Here is a 16,116-nt window from a genome sequence, read left to right as displayed (position 1 = left end):
ATGACGATACCGAGAGTAAACAGGTGGTTTGCCGCTCTGCTGCTGGGCAGTGCAACGTTAAGCTGTGCCGCCGCGCAGGAGGACGCGCCCGCAAACATCAATGGTGTAACGCCTGTGCAATCTTTACCGCAGGATAACGGCGCGCCGCTGCGGAACAGCCAGCTGAGCTTTGCCCAGCTGGCACCGCCGCCTGGCAGCATGACGCTGCGTGGCACCCGCACTACCGGACAGATTGAGTTCGGTGTGCGCAGCGATGAGGTGGTGACGCGCGCGTTGCTGAACCTCAGCTTTCGGCCTTCGCCCGCACTGCTGCCGACGCTGTCGCAGCTGAAGGTTTATCTCAATGATGAGCTGGTCGGTCTGATTACCCTGACGCCGGAACAGCTGGGTAAAGAGATCCAGACGCAGCTGTCGATCGATCCGCGCTACATCGCCGACTTTAACCGCGTGCGTTTCGAGCTGGTGGGCCACTACGCCAACGTCTGTGAAAATCCTGCCAATAGCGCAATCTGGCTGGATATCGGCAAACAGAGCGGCATCGATCTGACGCTGCAAAAACTGCCGCTGAAAAATGACCTCTCCCACTTCCCGGAACCCTTTTTTGATTCGCGGGATACGCGACCGCTGACTCTGCCGATGGTGTTCAGCGCCCAGCCGGATGTCACGCAGCAGCGGGCTGCCGCCATTCTTGCTTCCTGGTTTGGCAGCAAAACGGGCTGGCGCGGGCAGCGTTTCCCGGTGCTGTATAACCAGCTGCCGCAACAGCAGCATGCGGTGGTGTTTGCCACCAACGATGCGCGCCCGGATTTCCTGAAAGATCTGCCGCCGGTGACGAAACCCACAGTAGAGATTGTCAGCCAGCCCGATAATCCGTATGAAAAAATGCTGCTGATTCTGGGACGCAACGATGAGGACCTGCTGACGGCGGTTCAGGGTATCGCCCAGGGTGAGCTGCTGCTGCGCGGCGATACCTCAACCATCGACAGCGTGAAGCTGCTCTCCCCGCGCCAGGCTTATGACGCCCCTAACTGGGTGCGGACCGATCGCCGCACCACTTTCGCCGAACTGACGCAATATGAGAATCAGTTGCAGTCTGATGGGGTGCAGCCTAATCCCGTCAGCCTGACCCTCAATCTGCCGCCCGATCTCTTCCTGGTTCGCGCGCGCGGTATCGACATGGATCTGAGCTATCGCTATACCGCGCCTTTCCAGTCGGATGGCTCACGGCTGGCGGTCAACCTGAATAATCAGTTCATTCAGGATTATCCGCTGCCGCCGAAAAATACGACGGGTCAGCAGCTGCTGCATATTCCACTGATTCAGGGAATGCTGGACAAGAGCCATGAGCTGCTGATTCCGGCGCTGCGCCTCGGGGTGGTGAATCAGCTGCGCTTCGATTTTGATTACGCCAACATTACCATCAGCGGCAACGCGGATGGACGCTGCGAAACTGTAACGCCGATTACGCATCATGTGGTGGTGGACGACAATTCCAGCATCGATTTTTCCGGCTATCGCCACTACATCGAAATGCCGTCGTTGCGCGCCTGGGCGAATGCGGGCTTTCCGTTCAGCCGCTACGCCGATCTGGCGCAAACCCTGGTACTGATGCCGCCAAAACCCGATGCAGAGCAGGTCAGCACGCTGCTGAACACGTTGGGCAATATGGGTGCGCAAACAGGCTATCCGGCGCTGCGCGTTCAGTTGACCGATGACTGGGCCACGGCGAAGAAGCAGGATGTGGATCTGCTGATGATCGGTGTCATCCCCAAAGATCTTCAGGATGACCAGCGGATCCCGGCGCTCGTTGACGCCACCGCCAGCTGGCTGAAAGAGCCTGTGCGACAAATCACTCCGGAGGTGAACCCGCAAAGTCAGCGCGAGCAGGCGGCAGAAAGCACGACGACTATCAGCTCCCGCGGCCCGCTGGCAACGGTGATTGGCTTCCAGTCACCTTTTTACGATCAGCGCAGCGTTGTTGCGTTGCTCGCCGATGGTACGCCGCGCAGCTGGCAGTTGCTCAACGAGGCGATGGGTGACAGCGGCAAGCGTGGCACGATGTCTGGCTCCACCGTGGTGATCCGCGAGTCAGGGGTTAACAGTCTGCGCGTGGGAGAGAGCTACTACGTTGGTCATCTGCCGTGGTGGGAGCGTCTCTGGTCGCTACTCTCCGTCCATCCCTTCTGGCTGGCACTCTGCGCACTCTTTGTAGTGGTGCTGTTTGCGCTGATGACCTGGCGTCTGATGCGAATTATTACCCGTCGTCGTTTACTGGATGAAGATGAATAACGCACAGGTGCTGCGGGCAGGCATGCTGCTCGGCGCACTGAGTGCGCTGCCGGGGCTGGCTGCACCGGTCGACGGACCGGAGGTGTCGCCGGTCGAATGGTTGCTGTCACAGGTACGCACCGGTGAGTCGACCAACAAATACGATCTGGTGCAGCAATCGCTCTACCGGCTTGAGAAGATCGATCCCGATAATCCGCAGGTGCTGGCGGCTCGCCTGCGGCTGGCGCTGCGTCAGGGCGATATCCCTAAAGCGCAGATGCTGCTGGAGCAGCTGAAAAAGGTTGCGCCCGACTCCGCCGCGACGCGTGAATCCGCCGTCGGCCTGACGCTGATGTCGTCGGATGGACGGCAGCAGCTGCAGCAGGCGCGCCTGCTCGCCACCTCGGGGCGCCTGGCGGAGGCGAAAAGTGCTTACGATGCGTTGTTCGGAGGGGTTTTTCCGGATGCGAATACGGCGCTGGAATACTGGCGGCTGCTGGCACGCACTCCCGGTCAGGAGAGCGTCGCTTACCAGCAGCTGCAGGCGCTGGAGCAGCGCTACCCGGGCAATATCGGGGTTGAGCTGCAAATTGCACGCATGGCATTTGATCAACAGCAGCCGGAGCAGGCGATAGCGCAGTTGAAAAAGCTGGCAAACAGCAACGGCGGACGCGCCGCCGCCGCCGATCTCTGGCTGCAGCAGATCAACGATCAGCCGGTCAGCGACAGCAGCGTGGCGCAGTTAAAGGATTATCTGGCTGTTTTTACCGACGGCGACGCGCACCAGCAGGGCGCGGAAGTGCTGGCGAAGCAGCAGGCGCAGCTCGCCGATCCCGCCTATCGCGAGCGGATGCGTGGCCTGGCGCTGGTCGAGGCGGGCGATGTGAATAATGCGATGGCAGCGCTTAGCCGGGCACTGAAGGATAACCCCAACGACGCCGAACTGATGGGTGCAATGGGGCAGACTCAGGCACGCGCCGGCCATCGTGATGTGGCGGTGCTCTGGCTGGAACGCGCCGTTGAGGCGGGCAAGCAGAGCACGCTGATCGGCAAATGGCAGTCACTGCTGCAGACTAACCGTTACTGGCTGGTGGTCGAACAGGGCGACAAGGCGCTGGCGCAGCATGACGTTGAGGGAGCCGAACGCGCCTACCGCGCCGCACAGAAAATTGATAGCACCGACAGCTATGCCCTGATTGGCCTGGGCGATGTGGCGATGGCGCGCAAAGATGCGGCAGGTGCCGAACTGTTCTGGCAGCATGCGCTGCGGCTGGACGCGACCAACACCACCACCGTGCGTCGCCTGGCCGGGCTTTATCAGGCCGAGTCGCCTGCCCGCGTCATGCAGTTTATCAGTACGCTACCCGCCGGGCAGCAGCGCGAGATGGCGGGAACGTTGCGCGCGCTGCGCAGTGACAGCCTGCGCGCCGAGGCCGATGCGCTCGCCCGGCAGAATAAATGGCCGCAGGCGGCAGAGAAGTATCGGGCGGCGCTGGCGCTGCAGCCGGATGACGTCTGGCTCAGTTATCGGCTGGCGAGCGCGCTACGCGACGGTGGGGCCATCCAACAGGCGGATGCGCAGATCGCGACGCTGCAACAGCAGCATCCCGGCGATGCGACCGCGATCTACGCTGCCGCGCTCTACCTTTCCAGCCGGGATAATGATGACGCCGCACTGGCAACGCTGCATCGCCTGCCTGAAACGCAGTGGAACAGCAATATGCATGAGCTGGCTGACCGGCTCGGGCAGGATAAAATTTTTGCCAGCGCCGAAGCGCTTCGTGCGGCAGGGCAGGAGCGGGCAGCGGTGACGCTGCTTTACCAGCAGCCGGTTTCCAGCCAACGCAACCTGACGCTGGCCGACTGGGCGCTGGCTCGCGGGGACGCGCAGCAGGCTCTGGAGATCTATCAGCAGGTGCTGTCAGGTGAAGCTGACAACAGCGACGCAGCGCTGGGACGAATCGAAGCGCTGGTCGCGCTCCAGCGCAACAGCGAAGCACGACAGGCACTTGAGCAGCAGCCAGCCCAGCCCAACACTCTTAATGCCGATCGCCGCGCCGCGCTGGCATGGCAGGCGGTGGGCGAAACCACGCAGGCTGCCGTGCGCTTTGCCAGCCTGAAGCAGCGCGCTGCGTCACTGCCGCCTTCGCAGGATAAGGCACTGGTGTTTCGTGATGCGGCACGGCTGGAGCGCGCACAGCAGCAGCCAGAGATCGCGCTGGCGGATTATCGTCAGGCGATGACGGCCAGCGGTATCGGCAGCGGCGAAAGTATCAGCCGCGCGACACGTTCTCAGGAACAGGATGACTGGCTGAAGCGCAGTATTCGCAGCGACACCGCAGATCTCTATCGTCAGCGTGAGACCACGCTGACGGTGCAGCAGGACTATTCACGTAATAAGGGTACGGCTGGGGTCTCCGACTTTACTGCCCATACCACCATGCTGCAGGCGGAAAGTCCGTTTGCCGACGGACGCGGCTTTTTCCGGCTCGACCGGGTGGACGTCTCGGCAGGGAGTTTTACCACCCGCAACGGCAGCTTCGACGAGCAGTTTGGTAGCTGCGACGACGCCAGTTCCGGCGGATGCAGTCGCGATGCCAGTCAGCGCGCCAAGGGCACTGCGCTGGGCGTCGGCTGGCATAATGACCGCTGGTCAGCGGATCTGGGTACCACGCCGCTGGGCTTTGAGGTGACCAACTGGACCGGCGGCCTGAGCTGGAAAACTGACGTCAGGGATCTTGGCGTGACGCTGACCGCCTCGCGACGGCCGATCGCCAGTTCGCTGCTTTCCTATGCGGGCGCGCGCGATCCATCAGCCAACGGTGGAAAAAGCTGGGGCGGCGTAGTGGCAACGGGTGGCAGCATCGGGCTGAGTTACGATCAGGGCGGCGCACACGGTGTCTGGGGCGACATCAGTGCGCATCAGATCACCGGTAAAAACGTTGCGGATAACAGTCGCGAGCGCTTAATGGCCGGCTACTACTACAAGCTCATTAATAGCGATAATCGCCGGGCCACCGTCGGGCTTAACAGTATGCTCTGGCACTATCAGAAGGATCTCAGCGATTACACCTTCGGTCAGGGCGGCTACTACAGTCCGCAGCAGTATCTCTCCTTTTCCGTGCCGGTCACCTGGCGACAGCGGACAGAAAACTGGTCGTTCGACCTGGGCGGCTCGGTTTCCTGGTCACATTCGAAAACCGATGCGCAGCAGCGCTATCCGGTCAATCCCGGCTTTACTCTGGCCAGCAATCCCGTTTCCGCCAGCAGCACCGGCAGCGGCACGGGGTATACGCTGCAGGGCGTGGTTGAACGTCGTATCACACCCGACTGGTTTATCGGGGTGGGCGTCGATATTCAACAGGCAAAAGACTATACCCCAAGCCACGGGCTTATCTACGTGCGTTACTCTGCCGCAGGCTGGGAAGGGGATCTGGATATGCCGCCACATCCGCTGACCCCTTACGCGGATTTTAAATAATCCCGACCGGGAAAAAGCCGGACTTTTCAGACGGTAAAAAAGTCAGTTTATGGGATATACTGGCGGGCATTGTACTGTCTGCTATCTGGGCTTTTTTCATCGTCAGGAGAATATTTTTGCGCGTAAGCCGGTCACTTACGATAAAGCAGATGGCGACAGTTTCGCTGGTTGCGGTTATCACCATCAGCATCTTTATCGTCATCCAACTGTTTCATTTTGTGCAGCAGCGCAGGATTGACTACGCCCAGCAGATGGAGAATATCGCACACACCGTCCGCCAGCCGCTGTCGGAAGCGGTACTGCGCGCCGATATTTCTCAGGCCGAACGCATTCTCCATTCACTGAAACCTGCCGGTATTTTATCGCGCGCCGATGTGGTGCTGCCGAATGCGTTTCAGGCTCTGCATGCCGACTTCGAAACGGAGAAACCGGTGCCGCGTCTGGTGGCGCGACTGTTTGAGCTGCCGGTGCAGATTACCCTGCCGCTCTATTCAGTGGAAAATACCGGGATGCCGAAACCGCTGGCCTATCTGGTGCTGCAGGCTAACTCGACGCGCGTCTACCAGTTTATTCTCAGCACGCTCTCGACCATGATTATCACCTATCTGCTGCTGGCACTGATCCTGTCAGTGGCGATCAGCTGGTGTATCAACCGGCTGGTGGTGCATCCGCTGCGCAATCTCTCGCGGGAGCTGCAGGAGCTGCCGCCGCAGTCGATTCTGACGCATAAGCTGTCACTGCCGCAGAGCCACCGCGATGATGAAATCGGCATGCTGATCCGCAGCTACAACCGCAATCAGCAGGTGCTGGAGTCGATACATGATGAGATGAGCCGGCTGACCACCCATTTTCCCGTGACCGATCTGCCCAACCGTACCCTGTTTCTGGCGCTGGTCGAGCAGTTCATGAGCAGCCCGGAACAGCCGCTGGGGCTGATGGTGATCCGCATTGAAACCCTGCAGGAAGCCAACGGCGTATTAAGCGATGAGCAGCGCGATACGCTGATGCTGACGCTGGTGGAGAAGATCCGTAATACGCTGGATGACCATACTCTGCTGGCGCAGACCGGGACCAGCGACTTTGTCCTGTTAATGAAGCGCGCCAGTAATCCGTTCCGCGCCCTGCGTCTGGCCCGTAACCTGATGATTCGCCTTAATCAGCCGGTCAACCTCTATCAGCTGCAGCTGCGTCCTAACGTCAGCATTGGTCTGGCGCTGCGCGATGATCAGCCGCTGAGCGCCAGTGATCTGCTTGGCCGCGCGACCTCAGCGATGATGTCGGCCCGTCATCAGGGCAAAAATCAGATTCTGTTCTTTGACGCCGCGTTAACCGAGCGCGCGCAAAAACGTCTGACCCAGGAGCATGATATTCTGCAGGGGTTGCACAATGAGCAGTTCGCCCTCTATCTGCAACCGCAGGTCGATATGCGCACCGGCACGTTAGTCGGCGCGGAAGCGCTGCTGCGTATGCGCCAGCCCGACGGCAGCTACGGTCTGACCGAAGAGTTTATTGCCAGTGCCGAAGAGATTGGCGTGATTAGCGCGATTGGCCGCTGGGTGTTTGAAGAGGCGTGCCGCATTCTGGCAGGCTGGCAGCGACAGGGCATTATGCTGCCGCTGAGTGTGAATATTTCCGCTGTGCAACTGCGTGACACGGGCGTGGTCTCTCATCTGCAATCCCTGCTGACGCGCCACCGCATCGCACCTGGCACCTTCGTGCTGGAAGTGACAGAAACGGCTCAGCTTGATGATGCTGAACAGGCGATATCGATGCTGCGGATGCTGCAGCAGACCGGCGTAGCCGTGGCTCTGGACGATTTCGGCATGGGCTACTCCAACCTTAACTACCTCCATCAGCTGAAAGCGTTGCCGGTTAACAAGCTGAAGATGGATCGCAGCTTCGTGGCGGCGCTGCCGCATGACGACACCATGGTCTGCATCGTGGCGGCCATCGCCGAGATTATCCATCTGGAGGTGATTGCCGAAGGCGTGGAGACAGCGGAACAACGTGACTGGCTGCTGGCGCGCGGCATCTCTATCGGACAGGGCTATCTGTATGCTGAAGCGCTGCCTCTGACCCGATTCAATCAGGCATGGATCGAAAACTCCTCACTACCGCAATAATTGCCTGATTCATTGATTTTGCGAGAATTTTAGTTACAAAACCCCCTGCTGAAGCGTTTCAGTTCAGAATTACGATCCCCGGGTTTCCTGGGCGTTTGTCACCCTGTATTAATCACGTAAACAGAGTGTTATTTTCGGGTTACTGTCAGGCGCCACCTGTGTTGCCCGCCAGTCACAATAACGAATCCGACAACATCACCTCACGGCGTTAGTGGACACCTGTTTATGAAAACCTCACTTTTTAAAAGCCTTTATTTCCAGGTGCTGATGGCGATTGGCATCGGCGTTTTGTTAGGCCATTTTTACCCGGAGTTAGGGACCCAGATGAAGCCGCTGGGAGATGGCTTTGTTAAGTTAATCAAGATGATTATCGCCCCGGTGATTTTCTGTACCGTGGTGACCGGCATCGCTGGCATGGAAAGCATGAAAGCGGTAGGACGGACCGGCGCGGTTGCACTGCTCTATTTTGAAATTGTCAGCACCATCGCGCTGATTATCGGCCTGATCGTGGTTAACGTGGTGCAGCCAGGTGCCGGGATGAACGTTGATCCTGCCACACTGGATGCCAAAGCCGTGGCGATTTACGCGCAGCAGGCAGAACAGCAGGGCATCGTCGCTTTCCTGCTGGATGTCATCCCCAACAGCGTGATTGGCGCCTTTGCCAGCGGCAATATTCTGCAGGTGCTGCTGTTTGCCATTCTGTTTGGTTTTGCCCTGCATCGTCTGGGTAACACTGGCACGCTGATTTTCAACGTGATTGAAAGCTTCTCAAAAGTGATTTTCGGCATCATCAACATGATCATGCGTCTGGCACCGATAGGGGCATTTGGCGCGATGGCGTTCACTATCGGCAAGTATGGCGTGGGCTCACTGGTGCAGCTCGGCCAGCTGATTATCTGCTTCTACATCACCTGTATTCTGTTTGTGGTGATCGTGCTGGGGCTGATTGCACGCCTGTTCGCCGGATTCAGCATCTTTAAGTTTATCGCCTATATCAAAGAAGAGCTGCTGATTGTGCTGGGCACTTCCTCTTCCGAGTCTGCGCTGCCGCGCATGCTGGATAAGATGGAGAAGCTGGGCTGCAAGAAATCGGTAGTAGGGCTGGTGATCCCCACCGGTTACTCCTTTAACCTGGACGGCACCTCGATTTACCTGACCATGGCGGCAGTATTTATCGCTCAGGCGACCAATGCGCACATGGACATTTTCCATCAGATTACGCTGCTGGTGGTGCTGCTGCTCTCCTCCAAAGGCGCGGCGGGGGTAACCGGGAGCGGATTTATCGTGCTGGCCGCGACGCTCTCTGCGGTGGGACATCTGCCGGTGGCGGGTCTGGCGCTGATTCTTGGTATCGACCGCTTTATGTCCGAAGCCCGTGCGCTGACCAACCTGATCGGTAACGGTGTGGCGACAGTGGTGGTGGCGAAGTGGGTCGATCAGCTGGATCATAAACAGCTGACCGACACGCTGGCAGGCCGGAATAAGGAGAATAAAGCGTCTGAATCTTCAATTTAATCATTGAATTTCACTTAAATCCCCACAAATGCCCGCTGTCGCTTGCCCTGACAGCGGGCATTTGCATAATAAACCCCACTTGTTTTTTTTGACGTTTTTCACTTCGTTACGCGACATCCTGAGCTTCCTGTGGTCAAACACTTTGTTGTTGGATAACAGCGCGATTCGGCGCCAGCCGATTCGTTAATAACAGCGGCAATATGCGCCAGTGATAACGATATTTGAATTATTTGAGTAGGGGTTCACATGCAGGGCACCAGAATTCGGCTTTTGGTTGGTGGATTAGTGCTGGCAAGCAGCTTTGGTCTCCAGGCAGAAACGCTGCAACCGGATCCGGCCTGGCAGGAAGGCAAGCTGGATAATGGATTTAACTGGCAGTTACTGGCCACACCGCAACGCCCCAGTGACCGTATTGAACTGCGGCTGGTGGTGAATACCGGCTCGCTGGTAGAGAGTGCGCAACAGGCCGGCTTCAGCCATCTGCTGCCGCGTCTGGCGATGGTGCACAACACCGCGCTTGATAACCATCAGCAGCGCGCGCTATGGCAACAGGCGATGGATCCTCAGCATCCGCTGCCACCTGTGATCACCTCCTATGATTCCACCCAATATAATCTGAGCCTGCCGAATAACCGTCCCGAGTTGCTGAAAGAAGCGCTGAACTGGCTGGCGGCCACGGCAGGCAATATGGCCATCACCGAACAGGTGGTCAATACCGCGCTGGCGGCATCGGATCCGGTGGCGACCTGGCCGAAAGATACCCAGGATGTCTGGTGGCGCTACCGCCTGAAAGGCTCCGCGCTGCTGGCGCATGACCCCGCAGCGCAACCACGCGCGCCGGTTGATTTAACCCAGCTCAATGATTTTTATCATCAGTGGTACACCCCGGATGCGATGACGCTCTACGTGGTAGGGAATGTCGACAGCCGCAACCTCTCTGAGCAGATCAATAAAACCTTCTCGGCGTTAACCGGTAAACGAGAAACGCCTGCGCCACTGCCCACCCTGTCGCCGCTGCCGCACGAGCCGGTAAATCTGGTCAGCAGCAACATGACGCAGGATCGCCTCTCGCTGGTGTGGGATACGCCGTGGCAACCGATTCGTGACTCCCAGAATCTGCAGCGTTACTGGCAGGGCGATCTGGCGCGTGAAGCGCTGTTCTGGCATGTCCAGCGTGCGCTCAGTGACAGCAAGGCACAGGGCATCCAGGTGGGATTTGATTGCCGTGTGCTCTATCAGCGTGCGCAGTGCTCCATCAACCTGGATGGACGCAACGAAAATCTGGCGCAGAATATGAATCTGGTGGCGCGTGAGCTGGCAAACGTGCGTGACAAAGGCTTGCCGCAGGAGGAGTTTGATGCGCTGATGGCGCAGAAGCTGCTGGAGCTGAACAAGCTGTTTACCACCTATGCCCGCACCGATACGGATGTGCTGATGAGCCAGCGCCTGCGCTCCCAGCAGAACGCCGTAGTCGATATCGCACCTGAGCAGTATCAGAAGCTGCGTCAGACTTTCCTGGCCGGCCTGACCCGCGAACAGTTAAACCAGGAGCTGCGTCAGCAGCTGACGCAGGAACTGATGATGGTACTGATTCAGCCGGAAGGCGAAGCGGAAACCAACGTGAAGAGCCTGCAAAACAACTGGGACAAAGTGATGGCACCGCCAGCGGCACCGGCGACCAGCAATGAAGCCAGTCCGCCGGATAGTAACGTCAAAGACGTTCCGCCAGCCGCATAAAATCAGGTCTTTGCCCTGAGCCACTCGGTCACTAACATCGGCCAGCTGGCGAGGGGCAAATCTGCCACGCCGCGGATACCAAATCCGTGCCCGCCTTTCTGATAGAAATGCACCTCTGCCGGGACCTTATGCTCACGCAGCGCGCCAAAAAACGCCATGCTGTGATTCACGGATACATCGTCATCGTCGGCTGCGTGGATCAACAGCGTTGGCGGCACCAGCGGATGAACCCGGGTTTCCATTGAATAAGCGTCAATGGTTTTCTGATCGGGCCAGGCACCCAGCAGGCGGGTTCTGGCACCTTCATGGGCGATGCCGTCCCGCATGCTGATTACCGGATAGACCAGTACCATCGCATCCGGGCGCGGCGAGAAGTTTTCTGCGCCATCCTGCACCGGATAGAGTTTCTCTGCGAAACGCGTACCCAGACTGGCAGCCACGTGACCACCCGCCGAAAAGCCCATCATGACGATATATTTACCATTCAGGCCGCGCTGCGCCCGTTCACGCAGGACGCGTACCGCGCGCTGAGCATCGGCCAGCGGCGCGTCGGGGCCTTCGTGATGTCCATCATAGGGCAGACGATAGGTCATCACCGCCAGGGTGTAACCCATTGAGGTAAAGAATGTCGCCAGGGCGCTGCCTTCACGATCGATCATCACGCGCTGATAGCCACCGCCCGGTGCGACCAGCAGGGTAATCCCGTTTGATTCGACCGGATGCCAGATCGCCATCTCCGGGCAACGCACGCCGGTAGCGGCCCGATCGTAAGGCTCATACTCTTTTGCCATGTCGACAATCTGCGGCTGTGCGCGTGAATCGCTGGCGCCTGGCGCATCACCGTGTGGCCAGATATTAATAATTTCTGTGTGCATAAATAGATCCTGATGCGGGGAATATTTTAGTTGTTTTGTTCGCGGCCGGAGAGAACAGCGTCCTGCTGTCTTTTGATTAAAAGATGGTCTTTTTTCAGGCGGTCGTCCATCCGAAAAGGGGGGATCTGACCAGATTCGGACTATGCCTGGTGGTGGATCTGTTTGTTTAACTTATTAATTTTAATCAATAAATTATAAGAGGGATTGAAGGGGGAGACCGCAGGGAATCTGTGATTAACCACAATTTTTCCGCTTAAGGTAAATAGCTGGCACGGCCCGCTTTATTAGCCGCAATTTACCGGATATCACGCTGTGCGTTCTTAAGGCGACATAATGATTTTAGCGTCAGGATCACACCGCCACGCTGCAGGGGCTAACGTGCCAGTCTCATCTGGGAACGGATAGCATCGGTTACAGTCACGCAGCCAGACGTTACCAGCAGCCTAAAAAAATGCGCCCGAGGGCGCATTTTCTGGCATCGGCACGATCAGTGCCTGTATCAACGACGCTGGCTGCCGCTCTGTCAGTCAGGCATCGCCTCTGCCGGAATAATCGCGCCGCGATGCTGAATCACGGTGCTGGCAGTCAGGTGTCCGCGCTGCGCGGCGAGCTCTGCAGAAGCGCCGGTCAGACGGCGAGCCAGATAACCGGCACTGAACGAATCACCGGCTGCGGTGGTATCGATCACTTTCTCTTTCGCCAGACGTACCGCAGGCACATCAATCAGCGGCGCATCGCCGGTGACCACCAGGCAGGAGTCTGCACCGCGCTTAATCACGATTTCGCTGGCACCCGCCCGACGGGTACGCGCGATAACATCATCCAGCGGCTCTTCGCCCCAGAGCAGATGTTCATCATCCAGTGTCAGGAAGGCGATATCGGTGCAGTTGAGCATGGCGCGATAAGCGGCCTGCGTGCTGGCCCGATCGGCCCATAAACGCGGACGGTAGTTGTTATCGAAAATCACCTTGCCGCCATTAGCCCGGCAGCGCGCCAGCAGCACCATCAGCTTTTCACGACTGGCAGGCGGCAGAATCGCCAGGCTGATGCCGCTAAGGTAGAGATAATCGTAGTGCGACAGCTGCTCAGCTATCTCTGCTGATTGCGGACTGTCGAGCCAGTAACGCGCGGCGGCATCACTGCGCCAGTACCAGAAGGTGCGCTCACCGTCGGCATCGGTTTCAATGAAATACAGGCCCGGCATTTTATTATCGAGCCGCTGAATCAGGTCAGTATTGACCCTCTCCTGCTGCCAGGCCGCGATCATTTGATCGCTGAACGAATCCGTACCCAGCGCAGTGACATAATCGACCCGTAACTGCTGCTCATCAACCTGGCGGGCGAGATAAACGGCCGTATTGAGCGTATCGCCGCCAAAGCCACGTTTAATGTTCTCACCCTTTTCGGACAGCTCAATCATGCATTCGCCGATGATGGCGATTTTTTTCTGCGTCATGGTTTCAGACCTGTAGTGAAATATCGCCTTAGTCTCGCGTCTGGTATGGCAGACGTCAATGGTTTTAAAACGGTGTTTTAATTTACCTTTTAAGGTGGCCATTAGTCCCGGTCTCGGGGATAAACGCCGGGAATGTCGGCTTTTTTTACCGCTTATGCTAACGAAATGGCTGAGAAACCCCTTTTTCTGAATTGAATCATCTTACTATCCCGCTTCCCTGATGCTGTTGCCCGCGGTCTCGACTATCTTTAACGCAGACCTTGAATGTGCAAGGAGAAAGCGTAATGTCGCGTACCGGGAAAATAGTCAGCTGGGTAGCAGGAATTCTGGTGTTGTTGATCGTGGTGATTATCGTCGTCATCGCGACCTTTGACTGGAATCGCCTGAAGCCCACCATCAATCAAAAAGTTTCAACCGAGTTAAACCGCCCCTTTGCGATACGCGGGGATCTGGGTATCGACTGGGCACGAAATCGCGACGAAGCAGGCTGGCGGCGCTGGGTGCCGTGGCCGCAGATCCATGCAGAAGATATCATGCTGGGGAATCCGCCTGACATTGCTGACGTCACCATGGTACATCTGCAGCGGGTCGATGCCACATTGTCACCGCTGTCGCTGCTGCACAAAGAACTGTTCATCCCGTGGATTAAATTGCAGCGGCCGGATGCGCGTCTGATCCAGACCGCGGATAAAAAGAACAACTGGACCTTTACCCTTGCCGATAGCGGCAAGGATGAGAAGAGTGCTGCGCCATCGGCCTGGTCATTCCGTCTGGATAATATTCTGTTCGATCAGGGCCAGATTCGTTATCGCGATGCCATTAACCGCGCAGATGTCACGGTGCAGGTTAATCCGCTGGGTAAACCGGTGCCGTATACGCAGATTGCCGGAGGCAATGACCAGCAGAAGGGCGCAGGCGACTTCGTCTTTGGCTGGCAGGCGAAGGGCACTTATAACAATGAGTCACTCAGCGGCGACGGTAAGATTGGCGGCATGCTGTCACTGCGCAGTCAGAACACCCCGTTCCCGATTCAGGCCGATCTGCGCAACGGCACCACCCGCGTTCAGGTGACCGGCGGTCTGCAGGATCCAATGAACCTCGGCGGGCTTAACGTGCGACTGCGCTTCTCGGGCGATACGCTGGCCAATCTCTATGGCCTGACCGGCGTTCTGCTGCCTGACACGCCACCTTATGAAACCGACGGCCATCTGATTGCTAAATTCAGCGGCGAAAAGGGCGCGGTCTACCGCTATGAGAAATTCAACGGACATATTGGCGACAGCGATATTCATGGCTCGCTGATCTACAGTCAGGTTAAACCCCGCCCAACACTCAGCGGCGAGCTGACCTCTGAGCAACTGCGCATGGCCGATCTGGGGCCGCTGATTGGCGTCGACTCTGGCAAAGGCAGTGAAAAAACGGCGCAGGCCAAAGCCCGGCGCGGGGAGAAATCGAATCAGCCCGCAGACCGCGTGCTACCACACGATAAATTCGAAACCAAAAACTGGGACGTGATGGATGCCGACGTGAAGTTCAGCGGCAAACGGATCGAACACAGCAATTCACTGCCGTTAAGCGATCTCTATACCCATTTACAGCTGAAAAACGGTGATCTGCTGCTGGACCCGCTGCGCTTTGGTGTGGCGGGCGGCAATCTCAACAGCACTATCCGGCTGGAGGGCGATCACTCGCCGATGCGTGGTCGGGTTGATCTTCATGTCCGTAAGCTGCAGCTGCGTCAGCTCTTCCCGAATGTGGAGGCGATGAAGAACAGCCGTGGCCAGCTCAATGGCGATGCCAGCTTTACCGGCACCGGTAACTCCGTAGCCGATCTGCTGGCGACCAGCAACGGGCAACTTAAGCTGCTGATGAATGATGGTCTGATCAGCCGCAGCCTGATGGAAATTGCCGGACTCAACGTCGGTAACTACGTGGTGGGCAAACTGTTTGGCGATGACCAGGTGCGTATCAACTGCGCCGCCACCGATCTCAAACTGCAGAACGGTGTGGCGACGCCTAACCTGTTTGTGTTTGATACCGAGAACGCGATTATCAATGTGTCAGGCAACGCGAACTTCGCCAGTGAGCGGCTGGATCTGTCGGTGAATCCGGAGAGTAAGGGCGTCCGCATCGTAACGCTGCGCTCCCCGCTCTATGTGCGTGGTACCTTTAAAAATCCTGATGCGGGCGTGAAAACGGGGCCACTGCTGGCACGTGGTGCCGCTGCAGTGGCATTGGGCGCAGTAGTGGGCCCGGCGGCGGCGCTGCTGGCACTGATCTCTCCAAGTGATAACGAAGACAACCAGTGCAGCACCGTCCTGCAGCAGATGAAGCAGAAGAAGTAACTAGTTGCGATAGAGCACTTTAATAATGTGATAACCAAAGCCGGTCTTTACCGGCCCGTAAGGCGTCAGCAGCGGGCAGGTAAAGACCGCTTTATCAAAGGCCGGCACCATCTGTCCCTGCCGGAACTCGCCCAGATCGCCGCCATTCCGGCCGGAAGGACAGGTTGAGTGCTTCTTTGCCAGCTGCTGGAAATTGCCACCCTTCGCCAGTTTTGCCAGTATCTCTTTTGCCAGCGCTTCCTCTTTGACGAGGATGTGTAAAGCCGCCGCGGTTTTCGCCATGTTGGTATCTCGGTTGTGTATAATTGCCGCCCAG

At 57.8% G+C, this 16,116-nt stretch carries 9 protein-coding genes; 6 read left to right on the top strand and 3 right to left on the bottom strand.

Annotated elements, in window-relative coordinates:
* The 5 genes from bcsB to HFD95_RS16045 all read left to right on the top strand — a co-directional run bounded on the left by bcsB (nucleotide 1) and on the right by HFD95_RS16045 (nucleotide 11,124).
* On the top strand, nucleotides 1-2,289 hold the full coding sequence (bcsB, locus tag HFD95_RS16065; RefSeq protein WP_167430490.1) for a cellulose biosynthesis cyclic di-GMP-binding regulatory protein BcsB: 2,289 nt from the start codon (nucleotides 1-3) through the stop codon (nucleotides 2,287-2,289).
* Nucleotides 2,282-5,749 carry a cellulose synthase complex outer membrane protein BcsC gene (gene bcsC, locus HFD95_RS16060; protein WP_167430489.1) on the top strand — a complete coding sequence of 1,156 codons (3,468 nt, stop codon included), beginning with the start codon at nucleotides 2,282-2,284 and terminating at the stop codon, nucleotides 5,747-5,749. Before bcsB ends, bcsC begins: the two co-directional genes overlap by 8 nt.
* A gap of 116 nt (nucleotides 5,750-5,865) precedes the next feature.
* Nucleotides 5,866-7,872, top strand: a complete 2,007-nt coding sequence (gene hmsP, locus HFD95_RS16055) for a biofilm formation regulator HmsP (protein ID WP_031292605.1) — start codon at nucleotides 5,866-5,868, stop codon at nucleotides 7,870-7,872.
* A gap of 225 nt (nucleotides 7,873-8,097) precedes the next feature.
* Nucleotides 8,098-9,387, top strand: a complete 1,290-nt coding sequence (locus tag HFD95_RS16050) for a dicarboxylate/amino acid:cation symporter (protein WP_010257403.1) — start codon at nucleotides 8,098-8,100, stop codon at nucleotides 9,385-9,387.
* A 246-nt stretch (nucleotides 9,388-9,633) separates the two neighbouring features.
* Nucleotides 9,634-11,124, top strand: a complete 1,491-nt coding sequence (locus tag HFD95_RS16045) for a pitrilysin family protein (RefSeq protein WP_010257399.1) — start codon at nucleotides 9,634-9,636, stop codon at nucleotides 11,122-11,124.
* A gap of 2 nt (nucleotides 11,125-11,126) precedes the next feature.
* Here the strand turns inward: HFD95_RS16045 and HFD95_RS16040 are convergent, their stop codons facing one another.
* Both HFD95_RS16040 and HFD95_RS16035 read right to left on the bottom strand, forming a co-directional pair.
* On the bottom strand, nucleotides 11,127-11,999 hold the full coding sequence (locus tag HFD95_RS16040; protein WP_010671660.1) for an alpha/beta hydrolase: 873 nt from the start codon (nucleotides 11,997-11,999) through the stop codon (nucleotides 11,127-11,129).
* Between the two features lie 523 nt (nucleotides 12,000-12,522).
* Nucleotides 12,523-13,455 (bottom strand): sugar kinase, encoded by a 933-nt coding sequence (locus HFD95_RS16035; protein WP_167430488.1) that lies wholly within the window; start codon nucleotides 13,453-13,455, stop codon nucleotides 12,523-12,525.
* 284 nt (nucleotides 13,456-13,739) lie between these two features.
* Between HFD95_RS16035 and HFD95_RS16030 the strand changes: the two genes are divergently transcribed.
* Entirely contained in the window at nucleotides 13,740-15,800 is a 2,061-nt protein-coding gene (locus HFD95_RS16030) for an AsmA family protein (RefSeq protein WP_010257389.1), read from the top strand.
* Here HFD95_RS16030 and ppiC read toward each other — a convergent pair whose 3' ends face one another.
* Entirely contained in the window at nucleotides 15,801-16,082 is a 282-nt protein-coding gene (gene ppiC, locus HFD95_RS16025) for a peptidylprolyl isomerase PpiC (RefSeq protein ID WP_010257386.1), read from the bottom strand.
* Between the last annotated feature and the right edge of the window lie 34 nt (nucleotides 16,083-16,116).

Source organism: Pantoea sp. EKM10T, assembly GCF_011800685.1.
Classification (GTDB): Bacteria; Pseudomonadota; Gammaproteobacteria; order Enterobacterales; family Enterobacteriaceae; genus Pantoea; species Pantoea agglomerans.
This window is presented reverse-complemented; position numbering and strand designations above follow the sequence as displayed.

Coding starts and splice junctions, on each gene's coding strand:
- bcsC (WP_167430489.1), top strand. CDS start 2,282: ATGAATAACGCACAGGTGCTGCGGGCAGGCATGCTGCTCGGCGCACTG.
- HFD95_RS16050 (WP_010257403.1), top strand. CDS start 8,098: ATGAAAACCTCACTTTTTAAAAGCCTTTATTTCCAGGTGCTGATGGCG.
- HFD95_RS16035 (WP_167430488.1), bottom strand. CDS start 13,455: ATGACGCAGAAAAAAATCGCCATCATCGGCGAATGCATGATTGAGCTG.
- HFD95_RS16045 (WP_010257399.1), top strand. CDS start 9,634: ATGCAGGGCACCAGAATTCGGCTTTTGGTTGGTGGATTAGTGCTGGCA.
- HFD95_RS16040 (WP_010671660.1), bottom strand. CDS start 11,999: ATGCACACAGAAATTATTAATATCTGGCCACACGGTGATGCGCCAGGC.
- bcsB (WP_167430490.1), top strand. CDS start 1: ATGACGATACCGAGAGTAAACAGGTGGTTTGCCGCTCTGCTGCTGGGC.
- HFD95_RS16030 (WP_010257389.1), top strand. CDS start 13,740: ATGTCGCGTACCGGGAAAATAGTCAGCTGGGTAGCAGGAATTCTGGTG.
- ppiC (WP_010257386.1), bottom strand. CDS start 16,082: ATGGCGAAAACCGCGGCGGCTTTACACATCCTCGTCAAAGAGGAAGCG.